General features: G+C 55.8%; 20 protein-coding genes and 1 tRNA gene. 18 read left to right on the top strand and 3 right to left on the bottom strand.

Annotated features, from left to right (window positions below):
* Window positions 1-263 precede the first annotated feature (263 nt).
* From gpt to ACJ8IJ_RS23180, 8 genes are all read left to right on the top strand, one after another.
* A complete protein-coding gene (gene gpt, locus ACJ8IJ_RS23215; protein WP_004930253.1) occupies window positions 264-722 on the top strand; it encodes a xanthine phosphoribosyltransferase in 459 nt (152 codons plus the stop codon).
* Window positions 723-1,024: 302 nt separating this feature from the next.
* The gene (gene frsA / locus ACJ8IJ_RS23210) at window positions 1,025-2,272 is read left to right on the top strand and encodes an esterase FrsA (protein WP_049241373.1); all 1,248 of its coding nucleotides are present in this window, start codon (window positions 1,025-1,027) and stop codon (window positions 2,270-2,272) included.
* Window positions 2,273-2,332: 60 nt separating this feature from the next.
* A complete protein-coding gene (gene crl / locus ACJ8IJ_RS23205; protein ID WP_033651027.1) occupies window positions 2,333-2,734 on the top strand; it encodes a sigma factor-binding protein Crl in 402 nt (133 codons plus the stop codon).
* 116 nt (window positions 2,735-2,850) lie between these two features.
* Window positions 2,851-3,954, top strand: coding sequence for a glutamate 5-kinase (gene proB, locus ACJ8IJ_RS23200; protein ID WP_033634090.1), 1,104 nt, complete (start codon window positions 2,851-2,853; stop codon window positions 3,952-3,954).
* Window positions 3,955-3,963: 9 nt separating this feature from the next.
* Complete coding sequence (proA, locus tag ACJ8IJ_RS23195) at window positions 3,964-5,217, top strand: glutamate-5-semialdehyde dehydrogenase (protein WP_019454296.1); 1,254 nt, start codon at window positions 3,964-3,966, stop codon at window positions 5,215-5,217.
* A 190-nt stretch (window positions 5,218-5,407) separates the two neighbouring features.
* A tRNA-Thr gene (locus ACJ8IJ_RS23190) sits at window positions 5,408-5,483 on the top strand.
* A 231-nt stretch (window positions 5,484-5,714) separates the two neighbouring features.
* Complete coding sequence (locus ACJ8IJ_RS23185) at window positions 5,715-6,494, top strand: alpha/beta hydrolase (RefSeq protein ID WP_004930264.1); 780 nt, start codon at window positions 5,715-5,717, stop codon at window positions 6,492-6,494.
* A 456-nt stretch (window positions 6,495-6,950) separates the two neighbouring features.
* Complete coding sequence (locus ACJ8IJ_RS23180) at window positions 6,951-7,169, top strand: TM2 domain-containing protein (protein ID WP_015376761.1); 219 nt, start codon at window positions 6,951-6,953, stop codon at window positions 7,167-7,169.
* Window positions 7,170-7,219: 50 nt separating this feature from the next.
* Here ACJ8IJ_RS23180 and ACJ8IJ_RS23175 read toward each other — a convergent pair whose 3' ends face one another.
* Both ACJ8IJ_RS23175 and ACJ8IJ_RS23170 read right to left on the bottom strand, forming a co-directional pair.
* A complete protein-coding gene (locus tag ACJ8IJ_RS23175; RefSeq protein WP_131165473.1) occupies window positions 7,220-7,753 on the bottom strand; it encodes a hypothetical protein in 534 nt (177 codons plus the stop codon).
* A gap of 440 nt (window positions 7,754-8,193) precedes the next feature.
* On the bottom strand, window positions 8,194-9,114 hold the full coding sequence (locus ACJ8IJ_RS23170) for a LysR substrate-binding domain-containing protein (RefSeq protein WP_442518952.1): 921 nt from the start codon (window positions 9,112-9,114) through the stop codon (window positions 8,194-8,196).
* Between the two features lie 115 nt (window positions 9,115-9,229).
* Between ACJ8IJ_RS23170 and ACJ8IJ_RS23165 the strand changes: the two genes are divergently transcribed.
* Together ACJ8IJ_RS23165 and ACJ8IJ_RS23160 are read left to right on the top strand one after the other, a co-directional pair.
* Window positions 9,230-9,952, top strand: coding sequence for an isochorismatase family protein (locus tag ACJ8IJ_RS23165; RefSeq protein ID WP_004930270.1), 723 nt, complete (start codon window positions 9,230-9,232; stop codon window positions 9,950-9,952).
* A gap of 87 nt (window positions 9,953-10,039) precedes the next feature.
* Window positions 10,040-11,137: a hypothetical protein gene (locus ACJ8IJ_RS23160; RefSeq protein WP_442518953.1), complete on the top strand. Its 1,098-nt coding sequence runs from the start codon at window positions 10,040-10,042 to the stop codon at window positions 11,135-11,137.
* Between the two features lie 60 nt (window positions 11,138-11,197).
* On the opposite strand, the gene ACJ8IJ_RS23155 is transcribed toward ACJ8IJ_RS23160, so the two are convergent.
* The gene (locus ACJ8IJ_RS23155; RefSeq protein ID WP_004930273.1) at window positions 11,198-12,166 is read right to left on the bottom strand and encodes a helix-turn-helix domain-containing protein; all 969 of its coding nucleotides are present in this window, start codon (window positions 12,164-12,166) and stop codon (window positions 11,198-11,200) included.
* 444 nt (window positions 12,167-12,610) lie between these two features.
* On the opposite strand from ACJ8IJ_RS23155, the gene ACJ8IJ_RS23150 reads away from it, so the two are divergent.
* The 8 genes from ACJ8IJ_RS23150 to ACJ8IJ_RS23115 form a co-directional block, all read left to right on the top strand.
* Window positions 12,611-13,069: a helix-turn-helix domain-containing protein gene (locus tag ACJ8IJ_RS23150; RefSeq protein ID WP_004930275.1), complete on the top strand. Its 459-nt coding sequence runs from the start codon at window positions 12,611-12,613 to the stop codon at window positions 13,067-13,069.
* A 471-nt stretch (window positions 13,070-13,540) separates the two neighbouring features.
* Entirely contained in the window at window positions 13,541-14,164 is a 624-nt protein-coding gene (ycaC, locus tag ACJ8IJ_RS23145; RefSeq protein WP_015376766.1) for an isochorismate family cysteine hydrolase YcaC, read from the top strand.
* A gap of 165 nt (window positions 14,165-14,329) precedes the next feature.
* Window positions 14,330-15,754 (top strand): glucose/sorbosone family PQQ-dependent dehydrogenase, encoded by a 1,425-nt coding sequence (locus ACJ8IJ_RS23140; protein WP_004930281.1) that lies wholly within the window; start codon window positions 14,330-14,332, stop codon window positions 15,752-15,754.
* A gap of 104 nt (window positions 15,755-15,858) precedes the next feature.
* The gene (pqqA, locus tag ACJ8IJ_RS23135; protein WP_004930284.1) at window positions 15,859-15,936 is read left to right on the top strand and encodes a pyrroloquinoline quinone precursor peptide PqqA; all 78 of its coding nucleotides are present in this window, start codon (window positions 15,859-15,861) and stop codon (window positions 15,934-15,936) included.
* A 58-nt stretch (window positions 15,937-15,994) separates the two neighbouring features.
* Window positions 15,995-16,906, top strand: a complete 912-nt coding sequence (gene pqqB / locus ACJ8IJ_RS23130; RefSeq protein ID WP_442518954.1) for a pyrroloquinoline quinone biosynthesis protein PqqB — start codon at window positions 15,995-15,997, stop codon at window positions 16,904-16,906.
* A 9-nt stretch (window positions 16,907-16,915) separates the two neighbouring features.
* Window positions 16,916-17,671 carry a pyrroloquinoline-quinone synthase PqqC gene (gene pqqC / locus ACJ8IJ_RS23125; protein WP_346595384.1) on the top strand — a complete coding sequence of 252 codons (756 nt, stop codon included), beginning with the start codon at window positions 16,916-16,918 and terminating at the stop codon, window positions 17,669-17,671.
* Window positions 17,671-17,949, top strand: a complete 279-nt coding sequence (gene pqqD / locus ACJ8IJ_RS23120) for a pyrroloquinoline quinone biosynthesis peptide chaperone PqqD (protein ID WP_166445108.1) — start codon at window positions 17,671-17,673, stop codon at window positions 17,947-17,949. Before pqqC ends, pqqD begins: the two co-directional genes overlap by 1 nt.
* Window positions 17,942-18,207, top strand: a 266-nt coding sequence (locus tag ACJ8IJ_RS23115; RefSeq protein ID WP_442518955.1) for a radical SAM protein, incomplete at its 3' end; no start/stop codon positions are given. The genes pqqD and ACJ8IJ_RS23115, both read left to right, overlap by 8 nt.

The following is an 18,207-nucleotide window of genomic DNA, read 5'->3' as shown; positions in this document are numbered from 1 at the left end:
GTGGCACGATCGTTAGAGAATATCACTTTATTTCCGGCGGCGCGCGCCCCGTATTGTGCGGTTTAAGCGCTTGATCACACGGCTTTGCGGCGGGAACGTTCGCTTTTTCAGCATCAATCACCGAAAAGCCGCGCGGCGGAAATCGCGAGGTTTTCCTCGGTACAGCTGGAATTCAACGCGGCCAGTCTCTATAATCTCGCGCAACCTTTTTTCCCCTGAACTATAAAGTAAGCCGCTTCACCAGCCGGCTGGGACACGATTCTATGAGCGAAAAATACGTTGTTACCTGGGATATGCTGCAAATACATGCACGCAAGCTGGCGCACCGCCTGCTGCCTGCCGACAAATGGACCGGCATCATTGCCGTCAGTCGCGGCGGCCTGGTGCCGGCGGGCCTGCTGGCGCGCGAACTGGGCATTCGCTATGTGGATACCGTCTGCATTTCCAGCTACGACCATGACAACCAGCGCGAAATGAAAGTGCTCAAGCGCGCCGAAGGCGACGGTGAAGGCTTCATCGTGGTGGACGATCTGGTGGATACCGGCGGCACCGCAAAAGCGATCCGCGACATGTACCCGAAAGCGCATTTCGTCACCATCTTCGCCAAGCCGGCGGGCCGTCCGCTGGTGGACGACTATGTGATCGACATCCCGCAGGACACCTGGATCGAACAGCCGTGGGACATGGGCGTCAGCTTCGTTCCCCCTATCGGCGGTCGCTAAGCCCAGCCAGTTCCAAGCCAACGCCCGGTTATGCCGGGCGTTTGTTTAAGGATAAACGTGATGGCGTTGTCAGGCTTACCGAAGGCAAGATATAAAAAATAAGGAAAATTAATTTATTGATTTTCGGCCGTTGACCACAAGGAGGAAAAACCACGCTTTTTCCTTCTTTGTCAGCCGCCTGACGCCCGGTTATGCCGGGCGTTTGCGTTATCTTGGTTTATCCCGCCAGAGTTAGGTACACTACCTCCAGTTAAGTAGGCCTGTTGCGGCCTATCGCCAGATTTACGGAGGCTGTTGTTACCATGGCACAGGCCAACCTTTCTGAAATTCTTTTCAAGCCCAAATTCAAACACCCTGAAACCTCGACGCTGGTGCTGCGCGCGCGCAACAAAGTGAGCGCCGCCATGCATTCCGCATTGGAAGGCGATACCACCGGCAGCTGGTACCGCATGCTGAACCCGCTGCTGTGGGCCTGGCGCGGCGTCAGCCCGATCGAAATCCACGAAGTGCTGGCGCGCATCGCCGCCTCCGACGCCGAGCGCAGCAACCCGCAGCGGCTGGATACCGTGGTGGGCTACCGCAACGGCAACTGGATTTACGAGTGGATCCATCAGGGCATGCAGTGGCAACAGCGGGCGACGGAGCAGCAGGATCCGCTGCTCGGCGGCGAGTACTGGCTGAAGGCCGCGAGCCTGTACAGCATCGCCGGCTACCCGCACCTGAAGGGCGACGAACTGGCCGAACAGGCGGAGATGCTGGCTAACCGCGCGTACGAAGAGGCGGCGCTGCTGCTGCCGTATCAGCTGAAAGAGCTGGAGTTTCGCATCGAAGGCGGCGGCAGCGTCACCGGGTTCCTGCACATGCCGGAGAAGGGCGAGGCGCCGTTCCCGACGGTGCTGATGTGCGGCAGCCTCGATACGCTGCAGACCGACTATCATCGCCTGTTCCGCGACTACCTGGCGCCGCACGGCATCGCCATGCTGACGCTCGACATGCCGTCGATCGGTTCTTCCTGCAAATGGAAGCTGACGCAGGACTCCAGCTACCTGCACCAGCAGGTGCTGATCCAGCTGGCCTCGGTGCCGTGGGTGGACCATCAGCGGGTGAGCGCCTTCGGCTTCCGCTTCGGCGCCAACGTGGCGGTGCGATTGGCCTACCTGGAGCCGCAGCGGCTGCGCGGCGTGGCCTGCCTGGGGCCGGTGGTGCATCGCCTGCTGTGCGACAGCAGCACCCAGTTGAACGTGCCGGACATGTATATGGACGTGCTGGCCAGCCGCATGGGCATGGCTAACGCCTCGGACAACGTGCTGAAGGTGGAGCTGAACAGCTACTCGCTGAAAATGCAGGGGCTGCTGGGGCGCCGCTGCCCGACGCCGATGATCTCCGGCTACTGGGAGCGCGATACGCTCAGCCCGAAAGAAGAGTCGCAGCTGATCGTCACCTCTTCGGTGAGCGGCAAGCTGATCGCCATCCCGCGCACCCCGGTTTACGACAGCTTCCACCGGGCGTTGCTGCAGATGTCCGGTTGGCTGAAGGATAAAATGCGTTAATTAGTTGCTAAATTTTAACAATTTGTTAAAAAGAGTGGTCTACATTGAGGAGGTTAGAGAATGACGTTACCGAGTGGTCACCCTAAAAGCCGACTAATGAAACGTTTTGCCAGCTTGGGGCCGTACCTGCGTGAAGGGCAATGTGAGAACGACCGGTTTTTCTTTGATTGTTTGGCCGTCTGCGTCAATGTAAAGCCCGCTCCGGAGAAGCGTGAGTTCTGGGGCTGGTGGATGGAGCTGCAGGCGGAAGAGGCGCGCTTCACCTATTCGTACCAATTCGGCCTGTTCGACAAGGAAGGCAACTGGACGACGCAAAACATTAAGGATGATGAAGTGAACGCCAAGCTGGAAGACACCCTGCGCGACTTCCATCGCCGCCTGGGCGAGCTGCTGGCGACCATGGAGCTGGGGCTGGAACCCGCGGATGATTTCAAAGAAAAACTGATCAAACTCTCCGCCTGACCCCGTTTGACCACGTATTGTGCTGATTTCGCGTTGTGCCTGTTGGCATAACGCGTCTCTCCTGTTACAAAGACCTTTGCACTCTTCTTCTCATCATTATACACGGCAGAAATACTATGAACGGCAGCCAGACATTGGTTGTGAAATTGGGCACCAGCGTGTTGACCGGCGGATCGCTGCGTCTGAACCGCGCCCACATCGTCGAATTGGTGCGCCAGTGCGCGCAGCAACACGCCGCGGGCCACCGCATCGTCATCGTCACCTCCGGCGCCATCGCCGCCGGGCGCGAGCACCTGGGCTATCCCGAGCTGCCCGCCACCATCGCCTCCAAACAGCTGCTGGCGGCGGTGGGGCAGAGCCGGCTGATCCAGCTGTGGGAACAGCTGTTCTCCATTTACGGCATCCACGTCGGGCAGATGCTGCTGACGCGCGCCGATCTGGAAGACCGCGAGCGCTTCCTCAACGCGCGCGACACCATGACGGCGCTGCTGGACAACCGCATCGTGCCGGTAATCAATGAGAACGACGCCGTCGCCACCGCCGAAATCAAAGTGGGCGACAACGATAACCTGTCGGCGCTGGCGGCCATTCTGGCCGGGGCCGACAAACTGCTGCTGCTGACCGATCAGCAGGGCCTCTACACCGCCGATCCGCGCAACAACCCGCAGGCCGAACTGATCCGTGAAGTGCACGGCATCGACGACGCGCTGCGCGCCATCGCCGGCGACAGCGTCTCCGGTCTGGGCACCGGCGGCATGGGCACCAAGCTGCAGGCGGCCGACGTGGCCTGCCGCGCCGGCATCGACGTGGTGATCGCCGCGGGCAGCAAGCCGGGCGTGGTGGCGGACGTGATCGAAGGCAAACCGGTGGGCACCCGTTTCCACGCGCTGGAAACCCCGCTGGAAAACCGCAAGCGCTGGATCTTCGGCGCGCCGCCGGCCGGTGAGATCACCGTCGACGACGGCGCGGTGGAAGCGATGATGGCGCGCGGCAGCTCGCTGCTGCCGAAAGGCATCCGCGAAGTGAAAGGCGACTTCTCGCGCGGTGAAGTGATCCGCATCCGCAACCTGGCGGGGCGCGATCTGGCGCACGGTGTCAGCCGCTACAACAGCGATGCGATGCGCATGATCGCCGGGCACCACTCGCAGGAAATCACTGAAATCCTCGGTTATGAATACGGTCCGGTGGCAGTGCACCGCGACGATATGATTGTCAGTTAAGGAGTGAGCATGCTGGAGCAGATGGGGAAGGCCGCTAAGCAGGCCTCCTGGCAGCTGGCGGTGCTGAGCACGGCGAAGAAGAATCAGGTGCTGTCGGTGATGGCCGACAGGCTGGAAGCCAACAGCGAAGCGATCCTGTTGGCGAACGAACAAGACATGGCGCAGGCGCGCGCCACCGGCATGAGCGAAGCGCTGCTCGATCGCCTGCTGTTGACCCCGGCGCGGCTGGCGGCGATCGCCAACGACGTGCGCCAGGTGTGCCGCCTGAACGATCCGGTCGGCCACGTGTTGGACGGTAACCTGCTGGACAGCGGGCTGAAGCTGGAGCGCCGCCGGGTGCCGCTCGGCGTGATCGGCGTGATTTACGAGGCGCGCCCGAACGTCACCATCGACGTCGCCAGCCTGTGCCTGAAAACCGGCAACGCGGTGATCCTGCGCGGCGGTAAAGAGACGCACAACACCAACCAGGCGACGGTAAAAGTGATCCAGCAGGCGCTGGAACAGTGCGGCCTGCCGGCGGCGGCGGTGCAGGCGATCGACAGCCCGGATCGTGCGCTGGTGAACGAACTGCTGCGCCTGGATCGCTATGTCGACATGCTGATCCCGCGCGGAGGCGCCGGTCTGCACAAGCTGTGCCGCGAGCAATCGACCATCCCGGTGATCACCGGCGGCATCGGCGTGTGCCATACCTACGTGGATGCCGACGTTGATTTCGACAAGGCGCTGACGGTGATTGAAAACGCCAAGATCCAGCGCCCGAGCGCCTGTAACTCGCTGGAGACGCTGCTGGTGAACCGCAGCATCGCCGCCGAGTTCCTGCCGGCGCTGAGCGCCAAAATGGCGGCGGTGGGCGTGACGCTGCACGCGGCGGAAAATGCGCTGCCGCTGCTGCAGGGCGGCCCGGCGACGGTGGTGCCGGTGAATGCGGAGGATTACGACGACGAATGGCTGTCGCTGGATCTGAACGTGCTGCTGGTGGACGATATCGATCAGGCCATCGACCACATCCGCACCCACGGCACCAACCACTCCGACGCGATCCTCACCCGTTCGCTGAGCAGCGCCGAGCACTTCGTGCGCGCGGTGGACTCCTCGGCGGTGTACGTCAACGCCAGCACCCGCTTCACCGACGGCGGCCAGTTCGGCCTGGGCGCAGAAGTGGCGGTGAGCACCCAGAAACTGCACGCCCGCGGGCCGATGGGCCTGGACGCGCTGACCACCTACAAGTGGATCGGCTACGGCGACGATCTGGTGCGCAGCTAAGGCCGGATTGCGGTCATAAAGAGGTCAGGGCGCAGCGTGCTGCGCCCTGATTGTTTTTGGGGAAGGTTGAGTGTGCCGCAGTGTGGTTGCTTGCAAAACGACCAAACGCCCCGGCGGCTATTGACTCATTTCGCGCGCAGGTCTACCTTGTTCAACGCACATCCGGCTTGCCCCGCAGGCTTGGCTCGATGCCGATATAGCTCAGTTGGTAGAGCAGCGCATTCGTAATGCGAAGGTCGTAGGTTCGACTCCTATTATCGGCACCACCTCACTTTTTAACTTTCCCTTTCGTACACACCGTCACCGACTCTGCCGTAACGCTAAAGCCTATTAATCTGGTGCATGATGCAATACCTGGGCTTGTGTACCATAAACCGCACAACACACAAACGTCGTAAACGGGAATATGCGTTGCTACGTTGGGACCTCACCGTCTTTTTCTTCTCTGAGAATAAAGGCATTGACGCGATTAATTCATTTAAACAAGTGAGGTTGTTATGTGTGAAGATTTAATTTCAAGAACGAAGTGTTTTGTCTTTAATGGTCAAAGATACAGAGTCTTTATCTCTCACCGCAGGGGGATTGGCGGTAATTTGAACCCGCTGTATCTTTTGGATGCTAACTCCCAGTTTTCGGTCGTGACGGAACGTAACAACAGAAAACGCGATGGGGATATTCTTTATATCGGCATTGGCTATCAAGACGGGGTGGATATCTTGAAGGCAAGAACCCGTGATTATACGGTTCCCTCAGGAGAGAAAGAGTTTGCGGAGGGGGGCGGAGCGGCAGCGTTTTATCAATTTATTGCCGCATGCGTTAAACCATGGATCGAAGCGCATTATCCTGTCAACGTAGACCAGCAAACGCTGGCAGGCCACTCGCACGGTGGTCATTTTGTGTTGTATACCCTGTTTAATCATCCTGATGCATTTCAAAATTATTTAGCGGCCAGCCCATCCATTTGGTGGGGCAATGGGGCGTTGATTCCTGACGGCAAGTTAACCATTGATGAGCATGTCAATCAGGTCACGCTGATGGTGGGAGAGTATGAAGAAAAACTTCATCCCCAAAGTAATGAAACAGAGAAAATGCAGATCCTTAGAATGAACGCCACGCCTAAGCTGCGAGCCAGAAATCTGGCGGAGAAGTTGATCGGTAATGAACAGCGCTGTAGCTTTGTTTTTTGCACCGGGCGGCGCCATCCCGGCGTTATTAAGGATTATGCACAGGTGGCAAACCTGATCGCTGGGCATCGTCCCCAGTATGACGGGCTTTAGAATAGACATCGCGTTATTCAAGATCGATTTTATCGCTGTTAGTCCGGGTTGACGCTGCGAATCCTATCAATGCGAGTCACCTAGATTGCCAGTGGGAAGTCACCAGGGAAAATAAAATAGTCGACAGGGATATGGCCCCCTAAGAGGCAACACGCTTAGCGCGGCGTCAACGGCTGGCGTGATAGTCATGAATGCATGCGAATTATTTACTTTAAAAACAAAAAGATATTAAAGTGTTGAGCCTGCGCCACAGGAGTATTCCTCCTCTTGCCGTACGTCTTTTGCCTGCCTTTCCCCGGTTAAACAACCGTTTAATTAATCACTGTTATAATTACCCCTGTTGAGCCTTGATGGGTGAATGTTTTCCTCCTCAAGCATTGCGATGCGGCGCTCTGTGGAGCGGCATCCGTTTTTGGACATGCCGGTGGTTCGGTGAGAAGTTAGGAGAAGTGCACTATGAGCAGAAAAGACAAGCTCGCGGCGGCCCTGCTGGCCATCTTCCTGGGTGGGCTGGGCATTCACAAGTTTTACCTGGGCATGAAGTGGTGGGGACTGTTCTACCTGCTGTTCTGCTGGACGGGGATCCCGGCGATTGTCGGCTTTATCGAAGGTATTATTTATCTGTTCCAATCGGAAGAGAAATTCAACCAGAAATACAATCCTGGTCTGATTTAATGCTTTTCTAACGGCGCCTCCTGTTAAGGAAAGCGCCGTTTTTCATTCCGTTACTGTTTCTTCATCATCATCTTGCCGCGCATCTCTTTGCTCATCATTTTATTCGAGCTGGAGATGACGCAGTTATATTGCTTGCCTTGGTTAATGACCATAAAGGTGCTGACCGGATCTTTAAAATTCTTGTCGATGGTGAAATAAATATACGCCTGTGGCAGCGCAGCTGGTTTAAAGGCGCCGAAGGCATACACATCCGCCAGGCCCAGCGCGGAGAGATCGACCGTCAGCTCCATCGGTTTCATGGAATCCGGCGATGGGAACATCGATTTGGCCGACATCATCATGGTGCTGCTGTTGATGGTGTAATCGGTTTTAACCTTCATGCCCATATATTTCGATTCCGGCATGGAGAGTTCTTTTTTGCAGGCGGCGTCGTGCTGCTGCGCCGGGCTGCCGTTTTCCATCACGGCGTGCACATGTTCCAGCGTCACTTCCGCGTTGCCGGTGGTAGGTTGCGCATCGGCCGCGTAAGCCGCGCCGCTGAAGGCGGCCACAGAGGTAAAGATAATGCCCGTAACGATTTTCATTGTCGGTCTCCGGAATGCTAATAATGATATTAATTGCGGTGTGTAGCCTATTGGCTTGATAAAACGCAAAGTGACCCGTTCCATGGAGATAAAGCCTCCTCGGAATATTGTTGATAAAATATTTCCTCGCCCGCTAAAAAACGGACTTTTTTAATTGCTGTCAGTGTCTTTGTCCAACTGCATATAAATAGTCTGTCTAAACATAGTCAATGTTTGGAATATGCACAAATTATTGCAGTTTTTTTTCTTTGTTTGTGCCTTTTGCTTTTAGGCTGAGAGAAATATCCCATGCGATACAGTGTGTTGTGTTTTTAACGTGAGATTTTATATGAGGCGTTATTTATGTGAGTGGTATGATCACATAAACGATGCGATAAGTGATTATATATTGCCAGGCTTATTATTGACGTTATTAAAGAATAACGCGGCGAGAGCCGCGTTTATCGATCGTTCAATAACGGCGGTATTTCCTGGTAAAAAAAGTCGATCAGCGCTTTTACCGCTGGTGGCACTCCGCGGCGCGAGGGATAAAGCAGCACCAGCTCGCCGTTTTGCGGATGCCACCCGCGCAGCACCTCTTGCAAATCGCCACGCGCAAGCGCCTGGCGGCAGGCGTAATAGGGAATGCCGCAGATGCCTTGCCCATCAAGGGCGGCGCGCAGGATCACCTGCAAATTATCGCTGCTTAAGCGGGGTGAGAAGGGCACGGTGACCACGGCGTTTTGCGGCCCGTAGAGCCGCCAGCTCGGTGCCCCCTGTTGTGGCGGGTAAAGCAAACAGGGCATATCGCTCAGCTGTTGTGGTGTTGACGGCGCGCCGTGTCGCGCCAGCCATGCCGGGCTGGCGGCCAACAGCCATTTGGCGGTGCCGAGTCGCCGCTGGATAAGCCCTGCGGCCTCGTTGGCGATGCCAAGCCCGCGGACAGTGAAGTCCAATCCTTCCTCCAACAGATCTATCCGCCGGGCGGTGACGTGCGTTTCTACGTTCACTTTGGGAAAGCGCGCCATAAATGCCGGCAGGAGCGGAGCGATCACTTCGTCCGCCAACAGCGGCGACGCGCTGAAGCGCACGGTGCCGTTCGGTTCCGCCAGCGTGCGCAGCGCCGTCTGCTGCGCCTGATGCGCTTGCTGCATCATGGCGACGCAGTGCAGATAGACCTCGCGGCCCACCTCTGTGAGCTGAATACGCCGCGAGGTTCTTTGCAGCAACCGCAGGTTGAGTTGATGTTCCAACTGCGCCACCTGGCGGCTCAGGCGAGAGGTCGGGATGCCCAGCGCTGTGCCGGCAGCGGTAAAACCTTTGTGCTCAACCACCTGAGTGAAAAAATACATGGCGTTGAGATCGAGTGGAAACACCTTCATCACACACTCCATCATGATCATTTTTGCAATGATAGCTTCTATTATCGCCTATTTAACCCTGATCGATGCAGTTTTATCCTGCAGGCACACCATTGTTGAAACGAGGATAAACATCATGAAAAACCTTTACCGCACTTTGGCTCTGGCCATCGCCATGGCCGGGGCGGCGCAACCGGCCTTCGCGGCGCCGGCAGCGCCACAGCCGCATACTCAGGCACAGCCGGCGTCCGGCCCCTTGCAGCTGTTGGATCGCCACAACTCGGTGCTGCTGTTGGTTGACCATCAGATCGGTCTGATCACCGGCGTGCGCGACATGGAGAGCGCAACGCTGAAACATAACGTCGTGGCGCTCGCCAAGGCGGCCCAGGTGATGGGCATTCCGGTGATCGTGACCTCGACCGGCGCCAACGGTCCTTTCGGGCCGATCATTCCGGAACTTAAGGCTGCGTTGCCGGGGGTGAACATTATCGATCGCCACAGCGTCAACGCCTGGGACGACGCGAACGTGCGCAAAGCGGTTGAGGCCACCGGCCGCAAAAAGATCGTGATCGCCGGCGTATCGCTGGAAGTGTGCGCCGGCTTCCCGGCGATCACGGCCAAAGCGGCAGGATACGACACCTATGTGGTGATCGACGCTTCCGGCACGTTCAATCAGTCCAAGCATGAGGCGGGCATGGCGCGGCTGGTACAGGCCGGGGTGATACCGACGGATTACGGCACGGTGGGCGTGGAATGGTTGGGAGATAACGGCGATGCCAAAGCCGGCGAGCTGTACGGCGCGCTGGATATGCCGGCCACGACGCTGGTGAATCAGCTGTTCCAGGCCAAAGGCAAATAGAGCCTGGAGTGATAGCGATATTTTTTTCAATCCTTCCAACCGCCTGCGCTAGAATCAGGCGGTTTTCTCTTGGAAAAGGATATCGCCATGGCCGCCTGGACCCTTTTGATCGTCGGTTGGGTTTTGATTTGGCAGGATCACCCGATTGTCGGCGTGCTGTGCATCGCGCTGTTTGCCGTGCTGCAATGGGCGAAGTATGCCGCTAAAGGCGCGCAAGACCCCGAAGAGGCGGCAGAGTGGCGCAAGACCGACTGGCGTTCGCAGCCGATTGAAATGGCGCACGCCGGTGACTGTGACCGGCAGATAGGCGGCGTGGGGGAGTTGGGCATGGGCGGCCCCAGTTTTTGGACGCTGCTGCTGCGCGACGGGGCGATGGTGCATGGCGCCTGTGCCGAGCCGCAGGACGTGGACGGCGGCAGGTTGCGCCTGATCCCGACCCGCAGCCGCGAGGGAAAGGGGCTGACGGTGTACGAGCCTGCCGCCCGGGGGATGTACGCGCTGCCTGCGCTGACCGATCGTGAGCAGGGAGCCTTGGCCGCCGGTTCCGCCGAGGCGCTGGCGCGGCTGCGGGCGAAGTGTCGGCAGGTGGAGGCCACGCCGTTGCGGCAGGTGCGCGGTCTGTGGGTGCCGCAGTGGATAGAGGAACCGGCGGATCGTCTGGAGATCACCTTGCCCAGCGGCCGCGCGCTGGCGGCGCGTTTGATGTTGCCGCCCGATCTGCGCTATGCAGACGATCCCGCCGCGTTGCTGCACGCACCGCCTTATGCGTTGTGGCTGGATAACCGGCCGACCGATCGCTTCGTGTGCGATCTCGAACGCGTGGCGGAATCCCCGGCGGGTGATGCCTTCAGCGTCGGCGGTTGCCAGTTCCGCGGCGAGCATATCGTGGATGGCCTGTACCACCTCTATTTCGCCGGCGAGTGGTTCTGCCTGCTCTCTTATGCGCACAAACCTGCAGGTGGGCGTGGTTCAGACACCACCTTTTTCGTTGAACGGGTCGAGCCGCAAGACGGCGGCGTGTTCGTGATTGAATGGGATGCCTACAGCGTGGGGCCCGACGGGCGTGAGCCGCGCGTGCCGGCCCCGCCGGTCTTGGTTATCGCGGTGAGCTGGCAGGAAGCGCCGCTGCAGCTGCCCACGGCCAATAACCGCGTGACCGTGCGCCTGCCCAACGCTACGGCGTAATGCAACATGGTGAGCTCGCCGGCCTGCAAGGCGCGCGTTAATGCTCACATTTTGATTCGCTTAAGGGCGTTTCTTCCTGATCTTGCCGGGAGACTCGCCAAAATAGGTTTTACACACGCGATTGAAGTGTGAAACATCGACAAAGCCTGCCCGTTTGGCGATATCTGCGATGGAGAGTTCGTCAAATTCTTCGGTATTGAGCATACGTAATGCGGAGTTGGCGCGGTAGTTGATTAACGCCTGGCCGAAACTGGTGCCTTGATTGGCCATCACGCGGTGTAATGTTCTGGTTGAAATGCCGACCTCTCGCGCGATATCCGTTGCGGTCAGAACTAAATTCATGTGTCTTTGATGCAGACTTTCCACGATTTTCTGATAATTTCTATCGCGGCTAAATTTGCGGGACAAGGCATCCTCGCTAACCAAATCGTGATAGAGCAGCGAGAGCAGCATGCCGATTTGATCCAATATCATTGGCGGTTGAAAGTCGATTGTGCTCAGATAAGGCGGAGAAATCTGTTCCAGATAGGCGGCTAATACTTTCCCCCAGCCTGAAAGTTCGCTCAGGTTTTGTTCGATCATTTTTTCGGGATTGGCGACCCAGGTGTTGAGCCATTCAGCAGGCAACGCCAGCGTGCGATTAAGGAAACCCTCCGGCAAAAGTGAAATATATTCCTTACGCGTATCGAGCAAGATTGCGCTTCCCGCAGGCACGGTGATCTCTTGGCCGTATCGATTGATAAATCGCCATGTGGCGCCGGCATACACGAGGTGGTATTCGTCGCTGGCGCTACGTAGAATATTCTTTCTGTCGCGCTGTGAGCGTTTGGCTGAACCATTAATGTCAGTAATGGAGAATTGTCCGGCCTTGAGCGTTGACAGATGGCACCAGAAGCGGGAGTGATCGTCGATGGTGGTTGTAACGCTGATCAGGCTTTGTTTCAGCAGGCGATCAAATTCACTCAGCCGCTCTTCTGCAAGCATGCCGGCAGTTGACCAGTTAAATAAGGAGGACTTGTCCTTTCGCATTGCACCGCTCTCCATTTTACGTTGTCCGTTAACGTTTATTTTTCTCACATTGCCTAAAAATGACTGTCTGACTGGGAATGTTCCTATTGTCTTCTATTAAAGTTGCAGCCCTTTTCCTCTGTGCCGTAAGTCATCATCCTATAATGATAAGAGATAGGTTCCTTCTTAAGATGTAAATATCATAAATTATAGTTGATTGCATCGCTTGAACGGGGATTTATCAGATGATGTTTCTGATGTCATTAAATTCTCTTATGTAATACAAAGGGGATTGTTTTAAGGGGCTTAAGTAAACCGCCGTGATGATAATTTTTTCAACCGGAATTTGCTTTGGATGCCACTCAATTGGCTGTGAGTGACAGGTTGCGGGGTAATTTGACAGCACATTCTTTTTCTGCCATTGGTTATTTGTGCAATGAAGTTAATTAAATGAGGAGGGAGAAGATGTCTGACGAATTTAACGGAAAGATCAGCGAGCGCGTCGTTCGAGAAATTATTATTTGGATTGATAATAACTTAGGTGGGGATTTGAGTATTGATGCCATATCCAGAAAGTCAGGTTATTCTAAATGGCATCTGCAGCGAGTGTTTAAAATGCGAGCCGGTATCAATCTGGGCGGTTATGTCAGGGAGAGAAGGGCGCTCTTTGCGTACTATGCTTTGACGGAAACAGATATACCAATAATTGATATTGCTTTTATGTTAGGTTTCAATAGTCAGCAGGCATTTAGCCGAGTGATTGATAAAACATTCACGCTTTCACCTGGTGTTATTCGTCGGCTAAGCAGAAACGGCACGGTTTCTTTTCCGGCATTGATTAATAACAGCTATTGTTCAACGACCTCCATGAATCCCGCCATGCGGGTCTCTGTCATGGAGGGAATGCGTAAATTATTAATATAGTTAAATTCTAATTTTAATTGGCGTCTGGTGATTGCCCCTTTTGCTTTTGATGCCTTGTCACTTTGAGCAAAAAAAATGGCACGTTTAACCCTATTAAAAAGGCCGCTCTCCATTAGACTGAAAACAGTGGAATGCACATGGCGATCATGGAAAGGTAAGAATTTTATTTTTAAATGTTTTTTCAGTTTTCACCGGGTTTTAAGAGCTGAGAGCCCCCCTGGTTATATAAGGAAACGTTGATTTCTTTTAAGATTTTTTTACAAGACAAGCCAATTTTGTTTCAGGGGGGAGGTAAATGATTGATGGAGTGGCTTATTTAATCAGCCTTTTGTTAATATTCCGATTTTGTGTCTTCAATTTGCTTCTCTGCTGAAAGAGACTAAAATTTATTCTATGCTTTTTCATCTTTCAGCTGGTCTTAGCGCTGTAGTTCTATACCCGGTCCGTTCAGTCCATTTAAAGGAGTGAGATATGTCAAAGAAATATGTTCGCCTTGATAAAAATGATGCCGCTGTGCTATTGGTCGACCATCAAACGGGGTTGCTTTCTCTTGTTCGTGATATCGATCCCGATAAATTTAAAAATAATGTCCTGGCTGTGGCTAATTTAGCAAAGTATTTCAAGCTGCCTACGGTGTTAACAACCAGTTTTGAAGTTGGCCCGAACGGCCCGTTAGTGCCGGAGCTAAAAGAGATCCATCCTGATGCTCCGTTTATTCCTCGCCCTGGGAATATCAACGCTTGGGATAATGAAGATTTTGTTAAAGCCGTCAAAGCTACCGGTAAAAAGCAATTGATTATCGCCGGGGTCGTTACGGAGGTTTGCGTCGCATTCCCTGCGCTGTCGGCGCTGGAAGAAGGCTTTGATGTATTCGTCGTGACTGATGCATCAGGCACCTTCAATGAACTTACGCGTGACTCCGCATGGGACAGAATGTCTCAGGCTGGCGCGCAGTTAATGACCTGGTTTGGCGTTGCCTGTGAATTGCACCGTGATTGGCGTAATGATATTGAAGGATTGGGCGCGCTGTTCTCAGCACATATCCCAGATTACAGAAATCTGATTACCAGCTTTAATAAAATGAGCGAGAAGTAATCTTCTAACGCTCTTTTTTGCATATATTTGGCATGATGCATGTGTTGCATTGCATCATGCTAGTGTTTTTTCCCTTATCGCAGAGCTCTGTGATTGAGCTTAAATCGACAGGCCTTTTTTCTTTATATTCATCCATAAAAGTTTCTGGGCATAGGATGGGAAATTATGAATAACAAATTCAGTGTGATGTTCAACGCGATTGCCATATCTCTGATGACCTGCGGTATGGCCTATGCGGCGGATGCTTCTCACTCGCCGAAAGGGGAACAAGCGGTTGTTCAAACGGCAGAACCTTTCAAGGCCCATGTTTTGATTAATGGGCTTGATGCGCCCTGGGACATGATTTGGGGGCCGGATGGCGACCTCTGGGTGACGGAGCGCAAGGCTGCGTCAATCGTTCGTATCAACCCGCAAACGGGTGAAAAGCAGGTGGCGATCAAGATTGACGGCGTGCATGTCGGGCCGCAGCATGAAGGGGTATTGGGGCTGGCGCTGTCCCCGAACTTCATGAAGCCGGGAGGGGATAACTATGTCTACGCCTCCTATACCTATATGAATGGCAATGACGAGCACGCAAAAATCGTCCGTTTCGAGTATGACGAGAAAACCAAAAAACTGGGGAATGAGAAAGAAATTCTGGCGGGTTTCCCAGCTGGCAACGATCATAACGGCGGGCGCCTGCGTTTTGGGCCTGACGGCAAGTTGTATTACACGATCGGCGAGCAGGGCCACAACCAGGGTGCCAATTTCTGCAAGAAAATTGACGCTCAGCGAATCCCGACCGAAGCCGAGCTGGCTAAAAAAGATTATTCCTCTTACGCCGGTAAAGTCATTCGCTTAAATGTCGACGGCACTGTTCCAAGTGATAATCCGGTGATTCACGGGATAAAAAGCCATCTTTTCACCTACGGTCACCGTAATCCGCAAGGTCTCGTTTTCGTCGGCAATACGCTGTACGCCACAGAACAAGGGCCTTCATCCGACGATGAATTGAATATCCTCGAAGCCGGCGGCAACTATGGCTGGCCTCATGTCGCAGGCTATCGCGACGATCAAGCATATGTTTACGCGAACTACTCCGAGGCTAAAAATTGCCCGTCTCTGCAATGGGATCCGAACCATATCCCGGCGGGCGTACCGATCCAGAAAGAGACCGAATGGAGCGCACCTGATTTCAAAGCGCCGTTGAAAACCTTCTTTACCGTAAGAGAAGGGTTTACTTATAACAACGCCAGTTGTCAGGGCGATTCATCCTATATGTGTTGGCCGACAATCGCGCCTTCCAGCATTGCGTATTATCCTGAGAATGGCGTGATAAAAGCTTGGCGCAACTCGGTTATTATCACTTCCATGAAAATGGGGGCATTGTACCGAGTGCCGTTAAATGCGGATAAGAAGGATGTGCAGGGGGATGTGATTAAATATTTCCACACCGCGAATCGTTACCGTACGGTGTTGGTGAGCCCTGATACGCGGAAAATCTATGTAGCGACAGATAATTTTGGCAACGTTATGGATGAAACCAACCATCCTACGCACGATCACAGCAACCCCGGTTCGATTCTGGTCTTTGAATATACCGGGCAGTAGTAGTGAATAAGGGAGATATCTGATGATATCTCCCTGACTTGAGCCGGAATAGCACGGATTTTTTGGCTTAGCTGCCGTTACTTTACATAAAGAGGGTAAACATCATGCTGTTATGGCAAAAACCTGAGTTTGTTGACCTGCGTCTGGGGCTGGAAGTGACGCTGTACATTTCCAACCGTTAATCGCCCGTCTGCCCGCCTTTCGCGCGGGCATTTCTTTCCCTCTTTTTCTGGTTCAGACATGCAGATAAAAGTTCTCGGCTCCGCGGCGGGCGGCGGCTTTCCCCAGTGGAATTGCAACTGCGACAACTGCCGGGGCGTTCGCAGCCACAGCATCAGCGCCATGCGCCGCACGCAGTCTTCCATCGCCGTCAGCGACGACGGTAAAAACTGGGTGCTGTGCAACGTTTCACCGGATATTTGCCATCAGCTGCTGGCCTCGCCCGAATTGAACAATCCCGACGTGCTGCGCGGCACCGGTATCGGCGCGATCGTGCTGACCGACAGCCAGATCGATCACAGCGCGGGCTTGCTCAATTTGCGTGAGGGGTGCCCGCACCACGTCTGGTGCACGCCTGAAGTGCATGACGATCTCAGCACCGGCTTCCCGGTGTTTCCCATGCTCTCTCACTGGAGCGGCGGGTTGATTCACCACCCGGTGACGCCCGGCGAACCGTTCCGCACGGCGGTCTGCCCAAACGTGCGCTTCACCGCCATTCCGCTGCTCAGCAACGCGCCGCCCTATTCGCCGTACCGCGATCGCCCGCTGCCGGGCCACAATGTGGCGCTGTTCATCGAAGATATCGCGCGCGGGGTCGGCCTGCTGTATGCGCCGGGCCTCGGTGAACCGGACGAAGCACTGATGCCCTGGCTGCGCCGCGCCGACTGCCTGCTGATCGACGGCACGCTGTGGCGCGACAACGAGCTGGCCAACGCCGGCGTGGGGCGCAATACCGGCAAAGACATGGGGCACCTGGCGCTGGCGGAAGAGCACGGGCTGGCGGCCCTGCTCAGCGCCTTGCCCGCCAAACGCAAGATCCTGATCCACATTAACAATACCAACCCGATCCTCAATGAAGACTCGGCAGAGCGGCAAAGTCTGACCGCCGCCGGCATCGAAGTGAGCTGGGACGGCATGAACATCGAACTGTAGGGAATCGCCATGACGCAACCACTCCCACTGACTCCGCAGGAATTTGAAGCGGCGCTGCGCGCCAAAGGCGCTTATTACCACATTCACCACCCGTATCACATCGCGATGCACAACGGCGAAGCGACGCGTGAGCAGATCCAGGGCTGGGTGGCCAACCGCTTCTACTACCAGACCAGCATTCCGATCAAGGATGCGGCGATCATGGCCAACTGCCCGCAGCCGGACACCCGCCGTAAATGGGTGCAGCGCATCCTGGATCATGACGGCTACGGCGGCAGCGAAGGCGGCATCGAGGCCTGGCTGCGCCTCGGCGAGGCCGTCGGCCTGCAGCGCGACGCCCTGCTTTCTGAACAGCTGGTGCTGCCCGGCGTGCGCTTTGCGGTGGACGCCTACGTCAACTTCGCGCGCCGCGCCTGCTGGCAGGAAGCCGCCTGCAGCTCGCTGACCGAACTGTTCGCGCCGCAGATCCACCAGTCGCGCCTCGACAGCTGGCCGCAACACTACCCGTGGATCGACGCCGCCGGTTACGACTATTTCCGCAGCCGCCTCGGCCAGGCCAACCGCGACGTGGAACACGGCCTGGCGCTGGCGCTGGACTATTGCGATACCGTTGAAAAGCAGCAGCGCATGCTGGAGATCCTGCAGTTCAAGCTGGACATTCTGTGGAGCATGCTGGACGCCATGAGCATGGCCTACACCCTGAACCGCCCGCCTTACCACAGCGTGACCGCCGCGCGGGTCTGGCACAACCAGAGGCTGGTGTAATGACGCTGAACCCTGAACATACCCCGGTCTTCCGCCGTGGCTACCGCCTGCAATGGGAGCCGGTGCAAAACAGCCACGTGATCCTCTACCCGGAAGGCATGGCCAAACTGAACGACAGCGCCGCCGCCATCTTGCAGCTGGTCGACGGCCACACCACGCTGAACGGCATCATTGCCCAGCTGAACGCCCGCTTCCCCGGCGCCGACGGCTTGGCGGACGACGTGCTGGAGTTTTTCCAGCGCGCCTACGAACAAAAATGGGTGACCTTCCGTGACTGAACCATGTGCGCCGGCGGTGAATCCGCCCCTCTGGCTGCTGGCGGAGCTGACCTACCGCTGCCCGCTGCAGTGTCCGTACTGCTCCAACCCGCTCGATTTTGCCGCGCAGGAAAAAGAGCTGACCACCGCGCAGTGGATCGAGGTGTTTCGCCAGGCGCGGGCGATGGGCAGCGTGCAGCTCGGCTTCTCCGGCGGCGAGCCGCTGGTGCGTAAAGACCTGCCCGAGCTGATCGCCGCCGCGCGCGATCTCGGGTTTTA

Origin of the sequence: Serratia sp. CY40230 (assembly GCF_052168835.1) — a bacterium.
In the GTDB taxonomy this organism is placed as follows: Bacteria; Pseudomonadota; Gammaproteobacteria; order Enterobacterales; family Enterobacteriaceae; genus Serratia; species Serratia nematodiphila.
Note: the sequence above shows the minus strand (reverse complement) of the source record. Positions and strands in the feature narration are given on the sequence as shown.

Bases quoted from the DNA above. Each gene is read 5' to 3' on its own strand.
- gpt (WP_004930253.1), top strand. From the start codon at position 264: ATGAGCGAAAAATACGTTGTTACCTGGGATATGCTGCAAATACATGCA.
- frsA (WP_049241373.1), top strand. From the start codon at position 1,025: ATGGCACAGGCCAACCTTTCTGAAATTCTTTTCAAGCCCAAATTCAAA.
- crl (WP_033651027.1), top strand. From the start codon at position 2,333: ATGACGTTACCGAGTGGTCACCCTAAAAGCCGACTAATGAAACGTTTT.
- proB (WP_033634090.1), top strand. From the start codon at position 2,851: ATGAACGGCAGCCAGACATTGGTTGTGAAATTGGGCACCAGCGTGTTG.
- proA (WP_019454296.1), top strand. From the start codon at position 3,964: ATGCTGGAGCAGATGGGGAAGGCCGCTAAGCAGGCCTCCTGGCAGCTG.
- ACJ8IJ_RS23185 (WP_004930264.1), top strand. From the start codon at position 5,715: ATGTGTGAAGATTTAATTTCAAGAACGAAGTGTTTTGTCTTTAATGGT.
- ACJ8IJ_RS23180 (WP_015376761.1), top strand. From the start codon at position 6,951: ATGAGCAGAAAAGACAAGCTCGCGGCGGCCCTGCTGGCCATCTTCCTG.
- ACJ8IJ_RS23175 (WP_131165473.1), bottom strand. From the start codon at position 7,753: ATGAAAATCGTTACGGGCATTATCTTTACCTCTGTGGCCGCCTTCAGC.
- ACJ8IJ_RS23170 (WP_442518952.1), bottom strand. From the start codon at position 9,114: ATGAAGGTGTTTCCACTCGATCTCAACGCCATGTATTTTTTCACTCAG.
- ACJ8IJ_RS23165 (WP_004930270.1), top strand. From the start codon at position 9,230: ATGAAAAACCTTTACCGCACTTTGGCTCTGGCCATCGCCATGGCCGGG.
- ACJ8IJ_RS23160 (WP_442518953.1), top strand. From the start codon at position 10,040: ATGGCCGCCTGGACCCTTTTGATCGTCGGTTGGGTTTTGATTTGGCAG.
- ACJ8IJ_RS23155 (WP_004930273.1), bottom strand. From the start codon at position 12,166: ATGCGAAAGGACAAGTCCTCCTTATTTAACTGGTCAACTGCCGGCATG.
- ACJ8IJ_RS23150 (WP_004930275.1), top strand. From the start codon at position 12,611: ATGTCTGACGAATTTAACGGAAAGATCAGCGAGCGCGTCGTTCGAGAA.
- ycaC (WP_015376766.1), top strand. From the start codon at position 13,541: ATGTCAAAGAAATATGTTCGCCTTGATAAAAATGATGCCGCTGTGCTA.
- ACJ8IJ_RS23140 (WP_004930281.1), top strand. From the start codon at position 14,330: ATGAATAACAAATTCAGTGTGATGTTCAACGCGATTGCCATATCTCTG.
- pqqA (WP_004930284.1), top strand. From the start codon at position 15,859: ATGCTGTTATGGCAAAAACCTGAGTTTGTTGACCTGCGTCTGGGGCTG.
- pqqB (WP_442518954.1), top strand. From the start codon at position 15,995: ATGCAGATAAAAGTTCTCGGCTCCGCGGCGGGCGGCGGCTTTCCCCAG.
- pqqC (WP_346595384.1), top strand. From the start codon at position 16,916: ATGACGCAACCACTCCCACTGACTCCGCAGGAATTTGAAGCGGCGCTG.
- pqqD (WP_166445108.1), top strand. From the start codon at position 17,671: ATGACGCTGAACCCTGAACATACCCCGGTCTTCCGCCGTGGCTACCGC.